The sequence below is a fragment of the Amycolatopsis lexingtonensis genome (assembly GCF_014873755.1).
Taxonomy (GTDB): Bacteria; Actinomycetota; Actinomycetes; order Mycobacteriales; family Pseudonocardiaceae; genus Amycolatopsis; species Amycolatopsis lexingtonensis.
In genome coordinates this window covers 9,426,204-9,451,630 of sequence record NZ_JADBEG010000001.1, presented here as the reverse complement: position 1 = coordinate 9,451,630, position 25,427 = coordinate 9,426,204, and the positions used below count along the sequence as shown (strand labels likewise).

General features: G+C 74.4%; 3 protein-coding genes and 1 pseudogene. All 4 read right to left on the bottom strand.

What is annotated here, in order from left to right; all coding sequences use genetic code 11:
- Positions 1 to 442: 442 nt before the first annotated feature.
- A pseudogene (locus H4696_RS44050) lies at positions 443 to 7,615 on the bottom strand (type I polyketide synthase); the annotation flags it as partial.
- 2 nt (positions 7,616 to 7,617) lie between these two features.
- A complete protein-coding gene (locus H4696_RS44045; protein ID WP_192782862.1) occupies positions 7,618 to 10,779 on the bottom strand; it encodes a type I polyketide synthase in 3,162 nt (1,053 codons plus the stop codon).
- Positions 10,772 to 23,611: a type I polyketide synthase gene (locus H4696_RS44040; RefSeq protein ID WP_192782861.1), complete on the bottom strand. Its 12,840-nt coding sequence runs from the start codon at positions 23,609 to 23,611 to the stop codon at positions 10,772 to 10,774. The genes H4696_RS44045 and H4696_RS44040 overlap by 8 nt, the downstream gene beginning before the upstream one ends.
- 187 nt (positions 23,612 to 23,798) lie before the next feature.
- Positions 23,799 to 25,400: a carboxylesterase/lipase family protein gene (locus tag H4696_RS44035; RefSeq protein WP_086859260.1), complete on the bottom strand. Its 1,602-nt coding sequence runs from the start codon at positions 25,398 to 25,400 to the stop codon at positions 23,799 to 23,801.
- Between the last annotated feature and the right edge of the window lie 27 nt (positions 25,401 to 25,427).

Here is a 25,427-nt window from a genome sequence, read left to right as displayed (position 1 = left end):
GCCCTGAATGACTCATTCAGGACAGCCGCGGCGGCAGCGGGACAGCGGCGGGCGAGCCGACTCGGGGACGCCACGCCTGCCGAACGCCCTCGGAACCAAGCGCCCGCAGCGGTCTTGAATGAGTCATTCAGGACCTCCAGCGCCCTGAATGACTCATTCAGGACGCGTCGGCGCGCGGCGGCGGGGCAGCCGGTCGGTGCGGCCGTCACGAGATGCCGAATTCGGTGTCGAGCAGCCGGAACATCTCGTCGTCGTCGGCCGAGTCCAGGCGCTCCGCGATCGACTCGCGGTCCTCGCGCCACTGGGCGAGCAGCACCTCCAGCCGGGCCAAAGCCCGGCCGCGGTCCTCCGCGCCCGCCGACGTGAGGCCGGCTTCGAGGCGGTCCAGCTCCTCGGCGAGACCGTCGGTCGCCGGCTCGACGCGGGTGCGCAGGTGCGCGGCCAGCGCCTCCGCCGTGGGATGGTCGAAGACCAGCGTGCTGGGCAGGCTGAGCCCGGTCGCGCGGGACAGGCCGTTGCGCAGCTCGACCGACGCCAGCGAGTCGAGGCCGAGGTCGCGCAGCGGCTGGCGGACGTCGACCGACTCCGGGGTCGCGTGCCCGAGCACCACGGCGATCTCGCCGCGCACGATGTCGAGCAGCAGCCGGTCCAGCTCGGGGCCCGCGGCGGTGCCGAGGATCTCCGCGACCGCGCCGCCGGACGCCGGCTCGAGCGCTAGCACCTCGCGGACTTCCGGCAGCTCGCCGAGCAGGGGGCTCGGGCGCTGGGCGGTGAACGCCGGCACGAACCGCGTCCAGTCGACGTCCGCGACGACGACCGACGGCTCGTCCCGCTCCACCGCCGCGATCAGCTCCGCGACCGCTCGCTCGGGCGGCAGGCCGGGCACCCCGCGGCGCGCCATCTGGACGCCGGCCTCGCCCTCGGCCAGGCCCGGGCCGGCCCACGGGCCCCAGGCGATCGACGTCGCGGTCAGGCCGCGGGCCCGGCGCGATTCGGCGACGCCGTCGAGCGCCGCGTTCGCCGCGGAGTACGCGCCCTGGCCGCCGCTGCCCCAGGTGGCCGCGATCGACGAGAACAGCACGAACGCGTCGAGCGGGGTGTCGCCGAGCAGCTCGTCGAGGTGGGCCGCGCCCCGCACCTTCGCCGAGCGGACCCGCTCGAACTCGGCCACGGACGTGTCGGCCAGGTACTCGGGGTCGGCCGCACCGGCGGCGTGGAGCACCGCGGACGGCGGGAACTCGGCCAGCAGCGCGGCCAGCGCGTCCCGGTCGGCGACGTCGCACGCCCGGACCGTCACCCGTGCGCCGAGCGCGGTCAGGTCCTCGACGAGCCCGGGTGCGGCCACGCCGCGACGGCCGGTCAGCACCAGGTGCTCGGCGCCGTCAGCCGCCAGGCGCCGGGCCACGTGGCCGCCGAGCGCGCCGGTGCCGCCGGTGATCAGCACCGTGCCGCGCGGGCGCCACTCGCGGACCTTCCGCCCGGTCGCCCGCACGAGCCGTCGGCCGAACACCCCGGACGGCCGGACCGCGATCTGGTCTTCGAGCCCGCCGAGGACCAGGTCGGCGTCGCCGCCGAGGTCGACGCACCCGCCCCAGCGGCGCGGGTGCTCGAGCCCCACGACGCGGCCGAGCCCCCAGATCCCGGCCGCGGCGGGGTCCACCGGTTCGCCCGGCTCGACCTGGACGGCGTTGCGCGTGACGCACCACAACGGCGCTTCCCGGCCCGCGTCCCCGAGCGCCTGGACGAGCACGAGGACGTCGGCGGCGTCGGTGAGGTACGACAGCACGCCGTCGGTCTCCGGCAGCCGGGCCGCGAGGTCCGCGCGGCCGATCCCGGCGGGCACCTCCAGCACCGTGACGCCTTCCGGTAGCCGCACGTCGCTGCCTTCGGGGACGACCGCGAGCCACCAGCCCTCGAGCGCGGCCGCGGTGTCGACCGGCTGCCAGACCACGCGGTAGCGCCAGTCCGTGGTGCCGCCGTCGGCCTCGCCGCGCCAGCGGGCCAGCGCGGGCAGCACGGCGTCCACTTTGGAGCGCTCGACGCCGAGGGTTTCGGCCAGCCCGGTGCCGTCGCCGTCGCGGACGGCGGCCCAGAACCGGGCACCCGCCGGGTCGGCCGCCGGAGGTGTCCCCGGGGCGAGCCAGTAGCGCTCGCGCTCAAACGGGTACGTCGGGAGGTCGACCCGCGTGGTCGCCGAACCGAGCACTGACGTCCACTGTGGACTTACGCCACGGACGTGCAAGCGGGCCAGCGCGGTGAGCAGCGTCTCCGGTTCGGACCGGGCCGCGCGCAGCACCGGCACCGCACCCTCGACCAACGCCGACAGCACGGCATCCGGCCCGATCTCGACGAACGTCGTGACGCCGTCGGCACGCAAGGCCTCGACCCCGTCGGCGAACCGGACGGTGGCTTCGACTTGCCCGACCCAGTAATCCGCCGTTTCCGGGCCGGTCCCACCGGTGGGGATGAACGGCAACTCCGGCGCGGCGAGGGAAAGCGTTTCCAGTGTCGCGCGGAAGTCCGGCAGCATCGGTGCAATCAGCGGCGAGTGGAACGCGTGGCTCGTGGCGAGCCGCTTGGTCTTGGCGAACCGCGCGGCCACCTCCGCGACCGCGGCCGCTTCCCCGGACAGCACGACCGCGTCCGGACCGTTGACCGCGGCCAGCGACACGCCGTCCGGCAGCGGCAGAACGTCCTCTTCGGACGCCTGCACCGCGATCATCACCCCGCCTTCGGGCAGCGCCTGCATCAACCGCCCCCGCGCCGCGACCAGCGTGACCGCGTCTTCGAGCGTCAAGATCCCGGCGACGTGGGCGGCGGCGATCTCACCGACCGAGTGGCCCAGCACGGCGTCCGGCCGGACACCCCACGTCTCGAGAAGCCGCACCAGCGCAACCTCGACCGCGAAGATGCCCTGCTGCGCGTACTCGGTGCCGTCGAGTTCGGGGCCGCCCGAGAAGACGACCTCCCGCACCCGTGGGTCGGGACACGCGGCGTCGAACGCGGCCGCGAACACCGGGTACGTCTCGTACAGCTCGCGGCCCATCCCGGCCCGCTGGGAACCCTGGCCGGTGAACAGGAACGCCGTCCGGCCGTGTTCGGCGACCCCGGTGATCGCGCCCCGGCCGTCGCGGACCGCAGCAAGTCCGGCGGCGCGGTCCTCCGGCATGACAACCGCGCGGTGCGCGAACGCCGTCCGCCCGGAAGCGAGAACCCGCGCGACTTCCACCGGGTCGGCGTCGACCGAGAGCAAGCGTTCGGCCTGCGCACGCAACGCCGTTTCGGTGCGCGCCGACAGCAACCACGGCGCCGGTCCGGCGGACTCGGCCGGGAGGGGAACGTCCAACGGTTGTTCGAGGATCACGTGGGCGTTCGTGCCGCTGACGCCGAACGACGAAACGGCGGCGCGCCGGACGTCGGTCTCCGGCCACGGCGTGGTGTCGGTCAGCAGCGCGACCGCACCCGCCGTCCAATCCACTTTGGACGACGGTGTGTCGAGGTGCAGCGTCCGCGGCAGGACGCCGTGGCGCATCGCCTCGATCATCTTGATGATGCCGCCGACGCCGGACGCGGCCTGCGCGTGCCCGATGTTGGACTTCAGCGACCCCAGCCACAGCGGCGACGGCCGGTCCTGGCCGTAGGTGGCGAGGACGGCCTGCGCCTCGATCGGGTCACCCAGCACCGTGCCGGTGCCGTGGGCCTCGACGGCATCGACGTCCGAAGCGGACAGTCCGGCGTTGGCCAGCGCCTGCCGGATCACCCGCTGCTGCGATGGCCCGTTCGGCGCGGTCAAGCCGTTGGACGCGCCGTCGGAGTTCACCGCCGACCCGGCGACCACGGCCAGCACCGGGTGCCCGAGCCGTCGCGCGTCCGAAAGGCGTTCCAGCAGCAGCATCCCGGCCCCCTCGGCCCAGGCCGTGCCGTCCGCGGCGTCCGAAAAGGACTTGATCCGGCCGTCCGGGGCGAGCCCGCGCTGCCGGCTGAACTCGACGAACGCGCCGGGGCTGGACATGACCGTGACGCCGCCGGCGAGGGCGAGCGTGCATTCGCCCGCACGCAGCGACTGCGCCGCGAGGTGCAGCGCGACCAAAGAGGACGAACAAGCCGTGTCGACCGTCAGGGTCGGGCCCTCGAAGCCGAAGGTGTAGGCGATCCGTCCGGAAAGGACGCTGGCCGCGGTACCGGTGCCGAGGTTGCCGCCGACCTGCTCGGGGGCCTCGTGCAGCGGCGGGCCGTAGTCCTGGGACGCGGTCCCGGCGAACACGCCGACGGCGTCGCCCCGGACCGCGCGCGGGTCGATGCCCGCGTGCTCGAACGTCTCCCAGGCGACTTCGAGCAGCAGCCGCTGCTGCGGGTCCATCGCCAGGGCTTCGCGGGGGCTGAGCCCGAAGAACGCGGCGTCGAACCCGGCGGCGTCGTCGAGGAAACCGCCGTGCCGGACGTAGGTCTTGCCCGGCCGTCCGGGTTCCGGATCGTGCAGCCCGTCGACGTCCCAGCCGCGATCCGCGGGGAACGCGCTGATCGCGTCGGTGCCGCCGAGCACGAGGTCCCACAACTGGGCCGGGGACGCGACGCCGCCCGGGTAGCGGCAGCCCATGCCGACGACGACGATCGGGTCGGCCGAACCGGCGTGCGCGGTGACGGCTCCGGTGGCCGTCTCGCCCGCGAGCCACGCGGCGAGCGCGGCCGGGGTCGGCTGGTCGAAGACGAGCGTGGCGGGCAGCGTCAGCCCGGTCGCCGTGCCCAGCCGGGAGCTGAGTTCCACGGCGGTCAGCGAGTCGAAGCCGAGGTCGGCGAACGCGCGGTCGGCGTCGAGCGGCTCGGCGTGGCCCAGCACCGCGGCGGCCTGCGCGCGGACCAGGTCGGTCAGGTTTCCGCCCCGCACGGGCACTTCCGGGCGGACGCGAGCCGGGGCGCGGCCGTCCGCGGTGAGCCAGTAGCGCTCGTGCTGGAAGGCGTAGGTCGGGAGGTCGGTGCGCCGCGCACCGGCGAAGAACGCGGCCCAGTCGACCGGGACGCCGTGGGTGTGCAGCGTCGCGACCGCCGTCAGCAGGGTGGCCGCCTCGTCGCGGTCCGGGCGCAGCGCGACCGCGGTCACGGCGTCGATGAGGCCGCGCGCGATCGCGGTGAGCACGCCGTCGGGGCCGAGTTCCAGGTAGGCCGTGACCTCCTGGCCGGCCAGGGTCTCGACGGCGTCGGCGAACCGGACCGGCTCCCGGACCTGGGCGACCCAGTGTTCCACAGTGGACACGTCGGCGACCTGCCCGGTGCGGGTGGACACCAGCGGCACGAGCGACGGCCGGAAGTCCAGTGCCCGCGCGGTCTCCGCCAGCGGTTCGAGGACCGGGTCCATCGCGGCGGAGTGGAACGCGTGGCTCGTCGTGAGCCGCCGGGTCCGGCGGCCCTGCGCGGCCCAGTGCGCCACGACTTCCGCGACGGCGTCTTCCGGGCCGGAGACGACGACGGCCGAGGGACCGTTGACGGCGGCGAGGTCGACGTCCGGCGTCAGCGTGAGTTCGGCTTCACTTGCCTCGATCGCGGCCATGGCCCCGCCCGCGGGCACCGCCGCCATCAGCCGGCCGCGGGCGGCGACCAGCGTCGCCGCGTCGGCGAGCGAGAGCACCCCGGCCAGGTGGGCGGCGGTGATCTCGCCGAGCGAGTGACCGGCCACGACGTCCGGCCGGATGCCCCACGACTCGACGAGCCGGGCCAGCGCGACCTCGACCGCGAACAGCCCGGCCTGCGCGTAGTCGGTGCGGTCGAGCAGCGTGTCGACCTCGGCGAAGACGACGTCCTTGAGCGGCGGCGCGCCGTCCCAGCGCGCGTCGATCTCCGCGCAGACGGCGTCGAACGCGGCGGCGAACACCGGGAAGGCGGCGTACAGCTCGCGGCCCATGCCCGGCCGCTGGGCGCCCTGGCCGGTGCAGAGGAAGGCGAGCTTGGTCTCGGCACGGGCCTGGCCCTGGACGAGCCCGGCGGCGGGCAGCCCCTCGGCCAGCGCGGCCAGCCCGGCGCTCAGGTCACCCACGACCACGGCTCGGTGCTCGAGCTGCGCGCGGGTCGTGGCCAGCGAAAACGCGACGTCGACGCTCGGTTCGACCTCGCTCAGCTTGACGGCCTGCGCCCGCAGCCCCTCGACCGACTTGCCCGACAGCAGCCACGGCCCCAAGCGCCCCAATGTGGCGTTGGTTGCGTCAGACGCACCGAACGCCACATTGGGTGCGCTGGACGCACCGAACGCCACTTTGGGGCGCTCCTCGACGATGACGTGCGCGTTCGTCCCGCTGACCCCGAACGACGAAACCCCGGCCCGGCGCGGGCGGTCCCCCGCGGGCCACGGCTGAGGCGACGTGAGCAGCGAGACCGAACCGGACGTCCAGTCGACGTGCGGCGAGCGCTCGTCCGCGTGCAGCGTGCGAGGGAGCTTCCCCGCGCGGAGGGCGAGGACCGTCTTGATGATCCCGCCGATCCCGGCCGCGGCCTGGGCGTGCCCGATGTTGGACTTCAGCGACCCCAGCCACAGCGGCGTCGCCCGGTCCTGGCCGTAGGTCGCGAGCAGTGCCCCCGCCTCGATCGGGTCGCCGAGCACGGTGCCGGTGCCGTGCGCCTCGACCGCGTCCACATCGGACGGCACGAGCCGCGCGTCGGCCAGCGCCGCCCGGATGACCCGCTGCTGCGCGGGACCGCTGGGCGCGGTGAGGCCGTTGGACGCGCCGTCGGAGTTGACCGCCGAGCCCGCCAGCACGGCCAGCACGGTGTGGCCGTTGGCCTCGGCGTCCGACAGGCGTTCCAGCACGAGGACGCCGACGCCCTCGGCCCAGCCGGTGCCGTCCGCGCCGGCGCCGAAGGACTTGCAGCGGCCGTCCGGGGCGAGCCCGCGCTGACGGCTGAACTCGACGAACCCGCCGGGCGTGCTCATCACCGACACGCCGGCCGCCAGCGCGAGCGTGCTCTCCCCCGCCCGCAGCGACCGGATCGCCAGGTGCACCGCGACCAGCGATGCCGAACACGCCGTGTCCACCGTGAGCGCCGGGCCTTCGAGGCCGAACGCGTAAGCGATCCGTCCGGAAAGGACACTCGCGGCGAGCCCGGTCAGCAGGTGCCCTTCGACGTCGGCGGGAGCTTCGTGCAGCCGGGGCCCGTAGTCCTGGCCGTTGGTGCCGGCGAACACGCCGGTCCGGCTGCCCCGCACGGAATCCGGCGCGATACCGGCCCGCTCGAACGCCTCCCACGCGGCTTCGAGCAGCAGGCGCTGCTGCGGGTCCATCGCCGTGGCTTCGCGCGGACTGAGGTCGAACAGCGCGGCGTCGAACCCGGCGACGTCGTCGAGGAAACCGCCGTGCCGGACGTAACTCGTGCCGGGCGCCAACGACGGGTCGTAGAGCTTCGAAAGGTCCCAGCCACGGTCCTCGGGGAACTCGCTGACGGCGTCGCGGCCCTCGTCGACCAGCGCCCACAGCTCCTCGGGCGAGGTGACGCCGCCGGGGTACCGGCAGCTCATCCCGACGACGGCGATCGGCTCGTGCGCGCGGTCCTCGAGTTCGCGGACCCGGCCACGGGCCTCGCGCAGGTCGCCGGTGGCGCGCTTGAGGTAGTCGAGGAGCTTCTGTTCGTTCGTCACTTGGCGGCACCCAGTTCTTCGTCGAGCAGCGCGAACATCTCGTCGGCGGTGGCGCCCGACAGCTCCGTGCCGGTGTCCGGCCCGGCCGCGACGAGCGTCCGGAGCCGGGTCAGCACGTGCGCCCGCGCGGCGCCGTCGAGGTCGCGCAGGCCGGACTCGAGCGCGTCGAGGTGGCGGTCGAGGCCCTCCGACGGCGTGCCCGACAGCTCGGCCAGCAGGTAGTCGGCCAGCGCGGCGGCGGTCGGGTGGTCGAACACCACCGTCACCGGCAGCTCCAGCCCGGTCGCCGCGGCGAGGCGGTTGCGCAGCTGGACGCCCGCCGCCGAGTCGAAGCCCAGTTCGCGGAACGACCCGGCCGGCTCGACGTCGTCGCCCGAGCCATGACCGAGCACAGCCGCCGCGGCGGAGCGCACCAGCTTCACCAGCGTCCGCCGCTGCTCAGCCCCGCTCAAACCCGCCACTTTCACGTGAAAGTGATCCGGAGTGGGTTCCTCCGTGTCACTTTCACGTGAAAGTGCCGCCTGGGAGGTGAGCCAGTAGGTGCGGTGGTCGAACGCGTACGTGGGCAGGTCGATCCGGCGTCCGGCGGGCAAGCCCCAGTCGACGTCGATGCCGCGGACGGCCAGCTCGGCCAGTGCCAGCCGGACCCGGCCGAGGCCGCCGTCGCCGCGGCGCAGCGCACCGGCGACGACCGCGCCCGGCGCCGTCTGCTGCATCCCCAGCGTGAGCACCGGGTGCGGGCTGAGCTCGACGAACGCGCTCCAGCCCTCGGCCAGCGCGGCCCGCAGCGCCGGGTCGAACAGCACCGGCTGGCGCAGGTTCGTGAACCAGTACTCCGCGTCCAGCCCGGTGGTGTCGAACACCGACGCGGTCACCGTCGAGACGAACGGGACCTCGGCCGGGCACGGCCGGATCGGCGCGAGGTCGGCGAGCAGCCGCTCCCGCAGCGAGTCGACCTGCGCGGAGTGGGACGCGTAGTCCACCGGGATCCGCTTCGCGAACTCACCGCACTTCTCGACGAGTTCGTCCAATGCGGACGGTTCGCCGGACACGACGACCGACGCGGCCCCGTTGACCGCGGCGATCGAAAGGCCCGGCGTCAAGAGTTCTTCGACCTCGGCGAGCGGCAGCCGGACCGAAACCATGCCGCCCTGACCCGACAACACGGCCAGCGCCCGGCTGCGCAGCGCCACCACGCGCGCACCGTCCGAAAGGGACAGTGCGCCCGCGACGCAGGCGGCCGCGATCTCGCCCTGGCTGTGCCCGAGAACCGCCGCGGGCCGGACACCGTGGGCTTGCCACAGCGCCGCCAGCGACACCATCACGGCCCACAGCGCGGGCTGGACGACGTCGACGCGGTCCAGCTCGTCCCCGCGGCGCAGCACGCGCAGCAGGTCGAAGTCGGTGAACGGCAGCAGCGCGGCCGCGCACTCGGCGAGCCGGGCGGCGAACACCGGCGACGTTTCCAGCAGCTCGCAGCCCATCCCGGCCCACTGCGAACCCTGGCCGGGGAAGACGAACACCGCGTCCGGACCGGCATCTGCGATTCCGGTGACCACAGTGGACGCCTCTTCACCCGCGGCCAGCGCCGCCAGCCCGCGACGACGATCGGAGCCGAGCACGACCGCGCGGTGCTCGAACCGGCTGCGCGAAGTCAGCAGCGAATGAGCGACGTCGAGCGGTTTCTCGTCCACTATGGACAGCAGCCGTGCAGCCTGACCGCGCAACGCCGAGGCGCTCCGGGCGGACAACACCCACGGCGCCATGGGGACGTCAGGAGAAGGGGCCGCCGGTTCCGCCGCGGGCGCCTCTTCCAGGATCACGTGCGCGTTGGTCCCGCTGACCCCGAACGACGACACGCCGGCCCGGCGCGGCCGGTCCCCGGCGGGCCACGGCTGAGGCGACGTCAGCAACGAAACCGCCCCCGCCGTCCAGTCCACGTGCGGCGACGGCTCGTCGGCGTGCAGCGTCTTCGGGAGCACGCCGTGCCGCAGCGCCAGGATCATCTTCAGCAGCCCGGCGACGCCGGCCGCGGCCTGGGTGTGGCCGAGGTTCGACTTGACCGACCCGAGCCACAGCGGCTCCGCACGATCCTTCCCGTACGCCGCGAGCACCGCCTGCGCCTCGATCGGGTCGCCCAGCGCGGTGCCGGTCCCGTGCGCCTCGACGGCGTCCACATCGGACGGCGTGAGCCGCGCGTCGGCGAGGGCCTGGGCGATGACCCGCTGCTGCGCGGGACCGTTCGGCGCGGTCAGCCCGTTGGACGCGCCGTCGGAGTTCACCGCCGAGCCGCGCACCACGGCCAGCACCGGGTGCCCGAGGCGGCGCGCGTCGGAAAGCCGTTCCAGCAACAGGACTCCGGCGCCCTCGGCGAAGCCGGTGCCGTCGGCACCAGCGCCGAACGCCTTACAGCGCCCGTCGGCGGAAAGCCCGCGCTGGCGCGAGAATTCGACGAACACCGACGGCGTCGCGAGCACCGTCGCCCCGCCCGCGAGCGCGAGCGTGCACTCGCCGCGGCGCAGCGCCTGCACCGCCAGGTGCACCGCGACCAGCGACGACGAGCAGGCGGTGTCCAGCGTCAGCGCCGGGCCCTCGAAACCGAAGGTGTAGGCGATCCGGCCCGAGGCCAGCGAGCCGGACGTGCCCATCAGCACGCGGCCGGCGAGGTCGGCGTCGGCCGCGCCGGTGCCGTAGTCGGCGTACATCGTCCCGGCGAACACGCCGGTCCGGCTGCCGCGCAGCGACCGCGGGTCGATGCCGGCGCGCTCGATGGCCTCCCAGGACAGTTCGAGCAGGAGCCGGTGCTGCGGGTCGGTGACCTCGGCCGCGGCCGGGGACATGCCGAAGAACCCGGCGTCGAACGCGCCCGGCTCGGCGAGGAACCCGCCGTGCCGGGTGCTGGAGTGCCCCGGTTCGTCCGGCCGGTGCAGGCTTTCGACGTCCCAGCCGCGATCGCCGGGGAACTCGGTGATGGCGTCGACGCCGCCGTCGAGCAGCCGCCAGAGGTCCTCGGGCGTCGTGACGCCGCCGGGGTACCGGCAGCCGGTGCCGACGACGGCGATCGGCTCCTCGGCGGCGCGCAGCTTCTCGCGGGCCTGGTGCAGTTCGAGGGTGACCCAGCGGAGGTTCTCCAGCACGCGGTCGTCGTGCTCAGCCATGGTTGCCCAGCTCCTTGGAGATGAAGTCGAGTAGTTCGTCGGCCGAAGCGGTGCGCAGGTGCTGCGCCGGGTCGTCGGGTTCGGGGTCGGGCCGCCGCAGCCGCGCGCCGAGGGCGTCGAGCCGAGCCATGACCGTGGCCAGCACGGACTCGTCGACGTCGGCGAGCGCGCTCTCGAGGCGGTCGACGTGGTCGAGCGCCACCGGGCGGGCCGGCTCGGTGACCAGCCCGGCTTCGAGATGCGCGGCGACGGCCGACGGCGTCGGGTGGTCGAACACCAGCGTCGCGGGCAGCCGCACCCCGGTCGCGGCGGTGAGCCGGTTGCGAAGCTCGACCGCGGTCAGCGAGTCGAACCCGATCTCGGCGAACGGCTGGGCGGGGTCGATCGCGGCCGTCCCCTGGTGCCCGAGCACCGCGGCGACCTCGCCGCGGACCAGGTCGAGCAGCACCTTCGGCAGCTCGGCCGCGGGCACGTCGGCCAGGTCGACCCGAGTTTTCGCCGGCGTGGCCGTCGTGCGGACGAGCCCGCGCAGCAATGGCGGTACCTCGCCGAGCCGGGCCGCCGACGTCTCCAGCCGGACCGGGTACAGGACCGCGTCCCCGGCCGCCCAGGCCGCGTCGAACAGGTCGAGGCCCTGCCGGTTCGACAGCGGCCGCACGCCCGTGCGGCCCAGCCGGCCCAGGTCGGTGCGGTCCAGCCCGCCGGTCATCGTGCTCGTCTCGGCCCACAGGCCCCAGCCCAGGGACAACGCGGGCAGCCCGCGTGCACGGCGGTGGCGGGCGAGCGCGTCGAGGTAGGCGTTCGCGGCCGCGTAGTTCGCCTGCCCCGCCGTGCCGAGGGTGCCCGCGACCGACGAGAACAGGACGAAACTGCGTAGTGCGAGGCCTTCGGTCAGCTCGTGCAGGTGCCGGGCCGCGTCGATCTTCGGCCGCAGCACGGTGTCGAGCTGCTCGGCGGTGAGCGCGGTGAAGGTCGCGTCGGCCAGGACACCGGCGGCGTGCACCACCGACGTCAGCGGGCGCTCGGCCGGGACGGCGGCGAGCACCTCGGCGAGCCGGGCCCGGTCGGCGGCGTCCGCGGCGACGACTTCGGCGGCCGCGCCCAGCTCGGCCAGCTCGGCGACGAGCTCGGCCGCGCCCTCGGCGGCCATCCCGCGCCGGCTGAGCAGCAGCAGGTGGCGGGCGCCGTGGGCGAGCACGAGGTGCCGCGCGACGAGCCGCCCGAGCGTGCCGAGCGCCCCGGTAACGAGCACCGTGCCATCTGCGTCGAGCAGCGGGCCGGTGGCGGCGCGGACGTCCGCCCGGGCGAGCGCCGGGACGTACGCGGCGCCGGCCCGCAGGGCGAGCTGGCCCTCGCCGGTCCCGAGCGCGGCGGGCAGGGCGTCCAGCGAACGCGGGTCGTCGTCGACGTCGGCCAGCACGATCCGGCCCGGGTGCTCCGCCTGCGCCGACCGCAAGAGGCCCCACAGCGCGGCACCGGCGAGATCGTCCTCGGTGGCGCCGCGGGTCAGCACCACGAGCCGGCCGTCCTCGGCCCGGTCCAGCCATTCGCGCACGAGATCCAGGTGTCGCAAGAGGACTTCACGGACGTCGCCGGTCTCTACGGACACCACGACGTCGCCCTCCGCCGGTGCGCCGAGATCGATCGGCTGCCACGCGAGCCGGTACAGCGAGTCCGAACCGGCTGCGAGCTGGGCGGGCGAAAACGGGCGCAGGGTAAGCGCTTCCGCGGTGAGCACCGGGCGGCCGTCCTCGTCGTCGACCACGAGCGACACGGCGTCGGGGCCGGCCGGGGAGAGCCGGGCCCGCAGCGCCCGCGCCCCGGACGCGTGGGCGGTGACCCCGGACCACGCGAACGGCAGACGGGGAGCGTCGTCGGCGAAGAAGTCCCCGAGCCGGACGGCCTGGGCCGCGGCGTCGAGAAGCGCCGGGTGCACCACGAAGGCGCCGGGCTCGGCCGGGCTGATCTCGGCGTAGACGTCGTCACCGGACTGCCAAGCCCTGGCCAGGCCTTGGAACGCGGGGCCGTAGTCGAAGCCGTCTTCGGCCGCGGCGACGTAGAACTTCTCGACGTCGAGCTCGGTCCCGGCGGGTGGCCAGGTCAGCGGCGGCCGGACCCCGGCAGTGACCGGCGCGAGCGTGCCCGACGCGTGCCGGGTCCAGGACCCGTCTTCGGTGCGGGCGAAGATCTTCACGGCGTCTTCGCTGACGGTCACCTGGACGAGCACGGCGCCGTGCCGCGGCAGCACGAGCGGCGCCTCGACGGTCAGATCCACCACGGCGGCCCCGGTTTCGCGAGCCGCGTGCAGGGCGAGGTCGAGGAACGCGGTGCCGGGCAGCAGCGGCGTATCGAGGACGGCGTGGTCGGCGAGCCACGGCATCGCCGCCAGCGACAGCCGTCCGGTGAACAGCCGGACGTCCGGGTCGGCGAGCCGGGCCGACGCGGCCAGCAGCGGATGCCCGCCCGCGTCGAGCCCGAGCCCGTCGACGCCCGCCTGGGCTTCGGTCGCGTCGAGCCAGAACCGTTCGCGCTGGAAGGGGTAGGTGGGCAGGGCGGCGCGGGTGCCCTCGGGCAGCGCCCAGTCGACCGGCACGCCGTGGACGTGCGCCTCGCCGAGCGCGGCGAGCACGCGGACCGGGCCGCCGTCGTTGCGCTTGAGCGTGCCGAGCGCGGTGGTGGTCTCGGCGAGGGCGCTGACGAGGACCGGGTGCGGGCTGCACTCGATGAAGACGTCGTGGCCCGCTTCGACGAGCTTTTCGGTGGTCCGCGCGAATTCGACCGGTCGGCGCAGGTTCCGGTACCAGTACCCGGCATCGAGGTCGGCGGTGTCGGCGAGTTCGCCGGTCACGGTGGAGTGGAACGGGATCTCGCCCGACCGCGGCCGTACGGGGGCCAGCACGCGGGCCAGCTCGTCTTCGAGGCCTTCGACGTGCGCCGAGTGGGAGGCGTAGTCGACGGCGATCCGCTTGGCCGGGATGTCCGAGGCCAGAAGCTCCTCGAGCGCGTCGGCGTCGCCGGACACCACGGTCGAGGCGCCGCCGTTGACCACGGCGACCGCGAGCCCGGGCCACGGGGCGATCAGTTCCCGCGTCCGGTCCGCCGGAGCGGCCACGGACACCATGCCGCCGCGTCCGGACAGCGCCAGCAACGCCTTGCTGCGCAACGCGACCACACGGGCACCGTCTTCAAGGGACAGTCCGCCCGCGACGACGGCGGCGGCGATCTCCCCCTGCGAGTGCCCCACGACGGCGGCGGGTTCGGCCCCGTGCGCCCGCCAGACGGCGGCGAGCGACACCATCATCGCCCACAGCGCGGGCTGGACCACGTCGACCCGCTGCAGCGCTTCGGCGTCGTCGAGGACTTCCAGGAGGTTCCAGTCCACAAAGGATTTCAGGGCGGTGGCGCATTCGGCCATCCGCTCGGCGAACACGGGCTCGGCCGCGAGCAGCTCCTGTCCCATTCCGGCCCACTGCGAACCCTGCCCCGGGAAGACGAACACGACCCGGCGGTTCGGGCGGGCCACACCGGCACCGCTGCCGCGCTCGGCCAGCGCGGTCAGCCCGGCTTTCAAGTCGCCGGTGACGACGGCACGGTGGTCGAACGCCGACCGCTTGAGCAGCGCCCGCGCAACCGCAGCGGGATCACCGTCCGCCAGCGGGAGCAGCCGACGTGCCTGCTCACGCAGCGCGGCCTCACTCCGGGCAGAGAGCACCCACGGGACCAAGCGCCCCAATGTGGCGTTGGGTGCATCCAACGCACCGAACGCCGCATTGGGTGCGTCTGACGCACCGAACGCCACATTGGGGCGCTCCGGGGCCTCGAGGATGACGTGGGCGTTCGTGCCGCTGATGCCGAACGACGACACCGCCGCGCGGCGCGGGCGGGTGATCTCGGGCCAGGCGCGGTTCTCGGTGAGCAGCTCGACCGCGCCCGCCGTCCAGTCGACGTGCGGCGACGGCTCGTCGACGTGCAGCGTCGCCGGCAGGACGCCGTGCCGCATGGCCTGCACCATCTTGACGACCGCGCCGACCCCGGCGGCGGCCTGCGTGTGCCCGACGTTCGACTTGAGCGAGCCCAGCCACAACGGCGTTTCCCGGCCCTGGCCGTACGTTTCGAGGAGGGCCTGCGCCTCGATCGGGTCGCCGAGCGGGGTGCCTGTGCCGTGCGCCTCGACGGTGTCCACATCGGACGGGGTCAGGCCCGCAGTCGCGAGCGCGGCGCGGATCACGCGTTGCTGCGACGGCCCGTTCGGGGCGGTGAGGCCGTTCGAAGCACCGTCGGAGTTGATCGCGGACCCGCGCAGGACGGCGAGCACGGGGTGCCCGTTGCGGCGGGCATCGGACAGGCGCTCCAGCAGCAGCATCCCGGCGCCCTCGGCCCAGGCGGTGCCGTCGGCGGCGGCCGCGAACGGCTTGCAGCGGCCGTCCGGGGCGAGCGCGCGCTGGCGGCTGAACTCCACGAACGAGCCCGGCGTCGCCATCACCGCGACGCCGCCCGCGAGCGCCAGCCCGCATTCGCCCTGCCGCAGGGCCTGCGCGGCGAGGTGCAGCGCGACCAGCGAGGACGAACACGCGGTGTCGACCGTGACGGCCGGGCCTTCGAAACCGAAGGTGTAAGCGACGCGGCCGGAAACGACGCTGCCGGAACCGCCGGTGAACGAGTAGCCTTCGGCTTCCTCGGGCAGCGGGGCCAGGCGCGCGGTGTAGTCGTGGTACATCGCGCCCGCGAAGACGCCGGTCCGGCTGCCGCGCAGGCCCAGCGGGTCGATCCCGGCGTTTTCGAAGGCCTCCCAGGAGGTTTCGAGCAGGAGGCGCTGCTGCGGATCCATCGCCGTGGCCTCGCGCGGGCTGATGCCGAAGAACTCGGCGTCGAACTGGCCCGCGTCGTGCAGGAACCCGCCGCGCGTGGTGTACGTGCGGCCGGGGCGGTCGGGGTCGGCGTCGTACAGCGCCTCGGTATCCCAGCCGCGGTCGACCGGGAACTCGCTGATCGCGTCCCGGCCTTCGACGACCAGCTGCCACAGCTCGTCGGGGCTGGTCACGCCGCCGGGGAAGCGGCAGGCCATCCCGACGATGACGATCGGGTCGCCCGCGACGGCGGCCGGCGCGGCGGTCTCCGCGGCTTCGCCGGTGCCGGCCAGTTCCGCGTGCAGGCGGTCGATCACCGCGGCCGGGGTCGGGTGGTCGAACAGGAGCGTGGCGGGCAGCCGCAGGCCGGTCGCGGTGGCCAGGCGGTTGCGCAGCTCGACCGAGGTGAGCGAGTCGAAGCCGATCTCCTTGAACGCGCGGCCCGGCTCCACCGCGGCCGGGTTCCCCAGCCCGAGCACGGCCGCGACCTCGGCGCGGACGACGCCGGCGAGCCCGTCGGCGGTCACCGCGGCCGGGGTGGCGGCCCGGCCGGCCCGCGGGCGGACGACGCCCCGCAGCAGCGACGGCACCGCGCCCGCGGCACGCAACCCGGCTTCGTCGATCCGCAGCGGCACCAGCAGTGCGTCTCCGGCGCCGCGGGCGGTGTCGAACAGGTCGAGTGCGTCTACAGTGGATAAAGTGCCCACGCCGGCGCGGGACATCCGGGTGCGGTCGGCGGCAGCGAGCCCGCCGCCCATGCCGTCGGCCGTCTCCCACAGGCCCCACGCCAGCGCGGTGGCCGGGAGCCCTTCGGCACGCCGGTGCGCGGCGAGCGCGTCGAGGAAGGCGTTGGCGGCCGCGTAGTTCGCCTGGCCCGCCGTGCCGAGCAGCCCGGAAACCGAGGAGAACACCACGAATTCGGTCAGGTCGCCGGTCAGCTCGTGCAGGTTCCAGGCCGCGTCGACCTTCGCACGCAGTACATCGTCGAGCTGCTTCGCGGTGAGTGTCTCGATCGGACCGTCGGCGAGGACGCCGGCGGCGTGGACGACCGCGGTCACCGCGTGTTCGGCCAGCAACGCGGCCAGCGCGTCGCGGTCGGCGACGTCGCAAGCGGCGAGGGTCACCTTCGGACCGAGCGCTTCCAGCTCGGCCACCAGCTCTTCGGCACCCCCGGCGGCGGGACCGCGGCGGCTGACGAGCAGCAGGTGCCCGACGCCCTGCCCGGCGAGCCGCCGGGCCAGCGCGCGGCCGAGACCACCGGTCGCGCCGGTGACGAGGACGGTGGCGGGCGGTGCCGGGAAAGCATCCGGCACCGTGGCCCGGGCCAGCCGCGGGACGAGCACGACACCGTCGCGGTACGCCAGTTCCGGCTCGCCGGTGGCCGCGGCGGCAGCGATTTCCGACGGCGTCAGGTCGGTGTCGGTGTCCAGGAGCACGAACCGGCCGGGGTGCTCGGTCTGGGCCGAACGGACCAGCCCGCGCACGCCGGCGTGGGCGAGTTCGCTGGTCACGAAGACGAGCTGCGCGCTTTCGAACCGAGGGTCGGCGAGCCAGCCGCGGATCAGGCCGAGCGCGTGGTTCGTGGCGGCGCGAACCCGGTCCGGCACCGCGCTTGTGCCGGGTTCGGGCCGCACCGCCACGAAGTCGGGGACCTCGCCGGTCAGGTCGAGGCCGGTGGTGCGCAGGCAGGTGGCCGTCGTGGCCGGGGCGGGGACCGGCGTCCACGCGACGCGGTAGAGGTCGTCGCGGGAGACGGTGGCCGTCAGCTGGTCCGAGGCGACGGGCCGCAGGACCAGCGCGCCGACCTCGGCGACGGGAGCACCCGAAGTGTCCACGATAGACATTCCGCCCGCCGCGGTGTACCGGACGCGGATCGTGCTCGCACCGGTGGCGTGCAGGCGGACGTCGTGCCAGGAGAACGGGATCCGGCCCGCCTCGACGCCTTCGGGGTCACCGAACGCGACGACGTGCAACGCGCCGTCGAGGAGCGCGGGGTGCAGGCCGTAGTCCGCGGCCTCGGCGACGCGGTGCTCCGGTAGCGCAACCTCGGCGAACAGCTCCTCGCCCCGCCGCCAGACCGCGCGCAGGCACCGGAATTCGGGCCCGTAACCGAAGCCCGCGTCGGCGATGCGGTCGTACCGGCCGTCGAGGCCGACCGGCTCGGCGCCCTCCGGCGGCCAGACCGGTTCCGGCGCGGGCACGGCCCCGCCGGTGGAGACATACCCGGCGGCGTTGCGGGTCCAGCCCGCGGTCACCGACGGCTGGTCGGGCCGCGACGAGACGGCCACCGCCCGGCGCCCGGTCTCGTCGGGCGCACCGAGCGAAACCTGGAGCTGAACACGGCCGTCCGCGGGCAGGACCAACGGCGTTTCCTGGACGAGCTCGTCGAGCCGGTCGCAGCCCGCCTGCCCGGCGGCGAGCAGCGCGAGTTCCACGAAAGCGCTACCCGGCAGGAGGTTCGCGCCGAGCACGACGTGGTCGGCCAGCCACGGCTGGGTGCGGACCGAGAGGAGGCCGGTGAACAGGACCCCGTCGGTACCGGCGACCTCGGCGCCGCCGCCGAGCAGCGGGTGGCCGGTCGGGGTGAGGCCCGCGGCCGCGGCGTCGGCACGCAGTGAGCGTGGCGGCAGCCAGAACCGCTGCCGCTCGAAGGGATACGTCGGCAGGTCTACTGTGGACTGAGCGGGAACACTGCCGCCGAGCACAGCCAGAGTCGCGTGGACGTCGACCCGCCCGGCACGCAGGGTCGGGAGGAAAGTCCCGTCGGGCAGGCAGTCCCGGCCCATCGCGGTCAGCACGGCGTCGGGGCCGAGTTCGGCGAAGGTGGTGACGCCGGCTTCGGCCAGCCGCGCGACGGTGTCGGCGAAGCGGACGGTGTCACGGACGTGCCGGACCCAGAAGTCCGCGGTGCCGGGGTCGCCGTCGACGACCAGCGGGATGCGCGCCGGGTGGTACGTGACCGACTCGGCGACCTCGCGGAAGGCGTCGAGCATGCCGTCCATGGCCGGGGAGTGGAAGGCGTGGCTGACGGTGAGCCGCCGGGTCCGCCGTCCCTGCGCGGAGAAGTGCGTTTCGACCGCCGCGACGGCGGTTTCGTCCCCCGCGACGACAACGGCCATCGGGCCGTTGACCGCGGCCAAGGCGACCGCGAAAGGACGGATCTCGTCTTCGGTCGCTTCGATGGCGGCCATCACCCCGCCGGCGGGCAGGGCGTCCATCAGCGCACCCCGGGCGGCGACGAGCCGGGCCGCGTCGGCGAGGTCGAGGATCCCGGCCACGTGCGCGGCGGCGAGTTCGCCGATCGAATGTCCGGCGACGAAGTCCGGCCGGACGCCGTGGTGCGCGAACAGCCGGAACAGCGCGACTTCGACGGCGAAGAGCGCGGGCTGGGTGTAGGCGGTGCGGTCGAGGAGGGTGGTGTCGTCGGCGAAGACGACCGTCTTGAGTGGACGGTCCAGGTGCGGGTCGAGGGCGGCGAAGACCTCGTCGAGGGCGGCGGCGAAGACCGGGTCGGCGTCGTACAGCGGCTCGGCCATGCGGGCGCGCTGGGAACCTTGGCCGGTGCAGAGGAAGGCGAGCTTGCCGCTCGGCACCCGGACCGCACCGGTCCCGTGCTCGGCCAGCGCTTCGAGCGCGTCGAGATCACCGCTGACGACCCCGGCGCGATACTCGAAGCGAGTGCGGGCGGCGAGGGTGGCCGCCACGCCGTCGAGCGGCAGGTCGGGGTGCGTGAGGAGGTGCTCCCGCAGTTCCCGGGCCTGCCGCCGCAGCGCGTCCGGGGTCTTCGCGCTGAGCACCCAGGCCGAGCCCGAGCGCCCCAATGTGGCGTTCGGTGCGTCCAGCGCACCCAATGTGGCGTTCGGTGCGTCAGACGCAACCAACGCCACATTGGGGCGCTCCTCGGGGGCCGCCTCCAGGACCGCGTGGGCGTTCGTGCCGCTGATGCCGAACGACGACACAGCCGCTCGCCTGACCCGCTTCCCCGCGGGCCAAGCGACCGGCTCCGTCGCCAGCCGGACCGAACCCGAGGTCCAGTCCACGTGCGGCGTGGGCTCGCCGACGTGCAGCGTCTGCGGCACGACCCCGTGCCGCATGGCCAGCACCAGCTTGAGCACGCCGCCGATCCCGGCCGCCGCCTGGGCGTGGCCGATGTTCGACTTCAACGACCCGAGCAGCACCGGCTCGGCACGATCCTGACCGTAGGTGGCCAGCACCGCCGAAGCCTCGATCGGGTCGCCCAGTACCGTGCCCGTCCCGTGTGCCTCGACGACGTCCACATCGGACGCCGCCAGCCCCGCGTCCGCCAGTGCCGCGCGGATCACCCGGCGCTGGGCCGGGCCGCTCGGGGCGGTCAGGCCGTTGGACGCGCCGTCGGAGTTCACCGCCGTGCCGCGGACCAGTGCCAGGACCGGGTGGCCGTGGCGCCGCGCGTCGGACAGCCGCTCCAGCAGCACCACGCCGGCGCCTTCCGCCCAGCCGGTGCCGCCCGCGTCGGCCGAGAACGCCCGGCAGCGGCCGTCGGCGGACAGGCCGCCCTGCTTGGCGAACTCGACGAACATCCCCGGCCCGGACAGCACCGTGACCCCGCCCGCGAGCGCCAGTCCGCATTCGCCCGCGCGCAGCGACCGCACCGCCAGGTGCAGCGCCACCAGCGAAGACGAGCACGCCGTGTCCACGGTGATCGCCGGGCCTTCGAGCCCGAAGACGTGCGCGACACGGCCGGAGATCAGGCTCGGCGTCGTCCCGGTCAGCAGGTGGCCGTCCTCGGCTTCGTGCAGCCGCGGGCCGTATTCGTGCGAGGTCGCGCCGAGGAAGACGCCGTCGCGGTGACCGCGGACGGTCTCCGGGCGGATGCCCGCGCGTTCGTAGGCCTCCCACGCCGCCTGCAGCACCAGCCGCTGCTGCGGGTCCATCGCGAGGGCCTCGCGCGGGCTGATGCCGAAGAACGCCGGGTCGAATTCGGCCGCGCCGGTGAGGAAGCCGCCCGCGCGGACGGCGTCACTGTCCCAGCCGCGGTCCGCGGGCGGCGCGGACACCGCGTCCCGCCCCGAAGCGACCAGCTCCCAGAGGTCTTCGGGCGTGCGGACGTCACCGGGGAACCGGCAGGCCATCGCGACGATGGCGATGGGCTCGTCCGAAGACGGCTTCGCGGCCGCGAAGCCGTCCTCGGCCTCGGCGGCACCGGCCAGGTGCGCGGCCACCGCCGCGGGGGTCGGGTGCTCGAACAGCAGCGTCGCCGGCAGCGCGCGGCCGGTCGCCTCGGCGAGCCGGTCGCGCAGCTCGAGGCCGGTCAGCGAGTCGACGCCGAGGTCGCGGAAGTTCCGCGCGGGGTCGACGTCGGCCGCGGACGCGTACTCCAGCACGGCCGCGACCTCGGCGCGGACCAGGTCGAGTGGAACGAGCGGGTCCCCGGTTCCGCCGTCGGGGACCCGCTCGGGAACCGGGCCGGCGGTCAGGATGTCCCGCCGGTCCGGCAGCCAGTAGCTCGCGCGCTGGAAGGGGTACGTCGGCAGCTCGACGCGGTTGCCGTGCCAGGGCGCGAAGATCGCCGCCCACGCCACCTCGCGGCCGGTGACGTGCAAGGCGGCCAGCGCCCGCAGCAGCGCGGCGGTCTCGGACCGGGCGCCGCGCTGGGCCGGGACGACGGCGGCGTCCGCGACGGTCGCGCGGACCTGCTCGGTCAGCACCCCGGCCGGGCCGATCTCGACGAAGTCCGTGACTCCGGCGGCTTCGAGCGTCCGGACGCCGTCGGCGAAGCGCACGGCCTCGCGCGCGTGCCGGACCCAGTACTCGGGCGTGCCCAGCTCGGCCGTCGCGAGCCGGCCGGTGACGTTCGAGACCACCGGGATCGCCGCGTCCGCATAGGACAGTCCACTCGCGACCCGTGCGAATTCCGCCAGCATCGGTTCGATCCGGGCGGAGTGGAAGGCGTGGCTGACGGTGAGCCGCTTGGTGCGGTGCCCACGCGCGGCCAGTTCCGCCGCGGCGGCGAGGACGGCATCTTCGTCACCGGACAGCACGACGGCCGACGGCCCGTTCACCGCGGCGAGCGAAACGCGCTCGTCCAGCAGCGGCCGGACGTCGGCTTCGCCCGCGGCCACCGCGACCATCGCGCCCCCGAGGGGCAGAGCCTGCATGAGCGCGCCGCGGGCGGCGACGAGCCGGGCCGCGTCGGCCAACGAGAACACCCCGGCGACGTGCGCGGCGGCCAGCTCGCCGACCGAATGCCCGGCGACGAAGTCCGGCCGCACCCCCGCGGCCTCGAACAGCCGGAACAGCGCCACTTCGAAGGCGAACAGCCCGGCCTGGGTGTACTCCGTCCGGTCGACGGCGTCTTCGAGGACGACTTCGGCCAGCGGCCGGTCGAGCAACCCGTCGAACGCCGAGCAGGTCGCGGCGAAGGCGTCGGCGAACGCCGGGAAGGCTTCGGCCAGCTCCCGGCCCATCCCGGCGCGCTGGCTGCCCTGCCCGCTGAACAGGAACGCGAGCGCGCCCCGCTCCGCGACCCGGCCTCGGACGATCTCGTGGGCGCTGCCACCGCCGGAAAGGGTGCGCAGGCCACTCGCGAGCGCCGCGCGGTCACGGCCGACGACGACCGCCCGGTGTTCGTGGTGCTTGCGGGTGGTAGCGAGGGAAAACGCGATGTCGACGATGTCCACTTCGGACATTTTCTGTACCCGGGCCGCTTGCTCCCGCAACGCTTCCGGCGTGCGGGCCGAGAGCAGGAACGGCAACGCGTGCGGGACGTCCGGGGCCGCTTCCTCCCGCGCGGGCGGCTCCTGCACGACGATGTGGCAGTTGGTCCCGCCCATGCCGAACGACGACACCCCGGCCACGAGCGGGCGGCCGGGTTCGGGCCAGTCCGACAACGACGTCTGGACCCGCAAACCCAGTTCCGCCAGCGGGATCGCCGAGGACTCGAACCCCGGAGTGGGCGGCAGTTCCCGGTGCCGCAGCGCGAGGACCACCTTGACCAGCCCGGTGATCCCGGCCGCCGCGTCGGTGTGGCCGACGTTCGCCTTCGCGGACCCGACGGCCAGCGGTGCGTCCGGGCGGCCGAGGACTCGGCCCAGCGCGGCGGCTTCGACCGGGTCGCCCGCCGCGGTGCCGGTGCCGTGCAGCTCGACGTACTGGACCGCCCGCGGGTCGAGACCTTCGTAGGCCCGCCGCAGGACTTCGGCCTGCCCGTCGGCGTCCGGCGCGGTGAGCCCGGCCCCACCGCCGTCGTTGCCGACCGCGCCGCCGAGGATCACCGCGTGCACCAGGTCACCGTCGGCGAGGGCCTGCTCGAGGGGCTTGAGGACGACGGCCGCGCCGCCTTCACCGCGCACGAACCCGTTGGCCCGCGCGTCGAAGACGTGGGCGGTGCCGTCGGGCGACAGCCCGCCGAAGCGCTCGGCGAGGAGCGCGTTCTCGGGCACGAGGTTGAGGTGCACCCCGCCGGCCAGTGCGACCGCGCATTCCCCGCGGCGCAGGCTTTCCACCGCCTGGTGCACCGCGACCAGCGACGACGACTGTCCGGAGTCGACGGTGAAGCTGGGCCCGCGCAGGCCGAGCGCGTAGGAGACGCGGTTGGCGATCAGGCCGCGGCGGACCCCGGCCATGGAGTGCCGGGTGACGGCGTCCGCACCCGCGCGGTCGAGGAGGGTGGCGTAGTCGTCGGACGCGGCGCCGAGGAAGACGCCGGTCCGCGGCCCCGGCACGAGACCGGCGTTTTCCACGGCCTCCCAAGCGAGTTCGAGCATCAGCCGCTGCTGCGGATCGATCGCGGCGGCCTCCCGCGGCGAGATCCCGAAGAACGCCGGGTCGAAGTCCGCGACGCGATCGAGGTACGCCGCCGGCGGCGCGCCCGGGGAGGTGGCGCGGCCGGCGGGCGGTTCCCCGATCGCGCTGCGGCCTTCGCGGAGCAGGGCCCAGAACCCGGCGGGGTCCCCGGCCGAGGGCAGCCGGCAGGACAGGCCGACGATCGCGATCCCGTCCGGCATGGACCCTCCTCACGGTTTTTCTTGCGGTACCTGGGAAAGTTAGAAGGACCGGCTTCTGCTTCGCTTCCACCGGCTTCCCCGGCCCTGAAAGTCACCGGCGGCGACGGAAGCGACGCGGTCCGTGGTGTCCCGCGGGCACGAAGAAGGGGACTGCCCTCGCGGACAGTCCCCTTCGGTACCACCGGTTTCAGGCGCCCGGCGGAGGCGGCACGGTCGCCCAGAAGTCGCACTGGCTGCGCGTCGCCAGGTCGATCTTCTGGTTGCCACCGGCGGACGCGAGGTCCAGCGACAGCGCGTCACGCGCCGTTCCCGTGCTGAACCGCGGCCACGCGGGCAGGCCCGAGGCGTTCGGGTCGCCGGTGCGGGCGAACGTCGACCAGTACTTGACCATCTGGTCGGAGAGCGCTTGCTGCGCCGCGTTCAGCGTCGCGCCGGTGAACTTCGGGAACAGGTAGTTCAGTTCCGCGCCGTGCTCGGCACCCTCGTCGAAGCCGGGGATGTCGACCACCGGCGGCGCCGTGCGGTCGGAGAACTGGTAGACGAACAGCTTGGCCTGCCCGGCGATCGCGGCCCGGTACGCCGTGACGTGCTGGCAGGTGGCGAGCTGGTCGTCACCGGCGTCGCTGAGCACCTGCGACAGCGCCAGACCCGGCGTCGGGTAGGCGGACGCGGGGTACTTCGCCAGGACGCGGTCGGCGTCCACGCCGAAGGTGTTCCGGATGATCTGCGGGTAGGACTCGGCGGTGACGGGGTTGCCCGAGGCGTCGTACTGGATGCTGACGATCATCCGCATCTCGTCGCGGTTGTTGCCCCACAGCATCGGCACGCGGTTGAACTTGCCCTGCCGGAACGCGTCGATCGGCTGCAGCGGCTGTTCACTGCCGCCCACCACGGGCCCCTGCGGCAGCGGCGGCCACGCCTGCATCAGCGCCTTGACGTCGGTCTTGCCGCGCAAGCAGTTCGCGGCCGCGGCGGTGTCGGCGCAGCCGAACTGCGTGGCCACGGTCGTGCCCATGGTCTCGGCGGCGTCCTTGCTGAGCAGCGGGGAGCCGCAGCTGTAGGTCTCGCCGATCGCGCGCTGGAACAGCCCGGCCGAGGCGGGCGAAGCGAGGTGGATGCACGCGGCGCCGGCGCCGGCGGACTGGCCGCCGATGGTGACGTTGCCGGGGTTGCCGCCGAAGCCGGCGATGTTGCGCTGCACCCACTTCAGCGACGCGCGCTGGTCCTGGATGCCGAAGTTGCCGGACTGCACGCCGGGCGTCTCGCCGTCGAGGGACGGCAGCGCGAGGAAGCCCAGCACGCCGACCCGGTAGTTGACGGTGACGACCACGACGTCACCCTGCACGGCCAGGCGGGCGGCGTCGTAGGTGGCGCTGGTGCCGTTCTGGAAACCGCCGCCGTAGAACCACACGACGACCGGCTTGATCCCGGACGTCTTCGGCGCGAAGACGTTGAGGTAGAGGCAGTTCTCCTCGTAGGACTCGATGATCCCGCCGAGCCCGCCGAGCTGCGCGCACTGGCTGCGGAAGTTCGTGGCGTCGAGGACGCCGTCCCACGCCTTCGCGGCCTGCGGCGCCCGCCAGCGCAGCGACCCGACCGGCGGGGCGGCGTAGGGCACGCCCTTGAACGTCACCAGGTCGGTGGCCGCGGTCCCGCGGACCACCCCGGTCTCGGTGAGCGCCAGCTCGCCGACGTACTTCGTCTCACCGGCGGCGGCCGGTGAGGCGACCCCCGACACCGCGAGCGCCACCACGGCACCGACCGCGGCGATGGCTCTTCCCCATCTCATCAAAGCTCCGAAGTTCTCTCGCCTGCA

Coding starts and splice junctions, on each gene's coding strand:
- H4696_RS44035 (WP_086859260.1), bottom strand. CDS start 25,400: ATGAGATGGGGAAGAGCCATCGCCGCGGTCGGTGCCGTGGTGGCGCTC.
- H4696_RS44040 (WP_192782861.1), bottom strand. CDS start 23,611: ATGCCGGACGGGATCGCGATCGTCGGCCTGTCCTGCCGGCTGCCCTCG.
- H4696_RS44045 (WP_192782862.1), bottom strand. CDS start 10,779: ATGGCTGAGCACGACGACCGCGTGCTGGAGAACCTCCGCTGGGTCACC.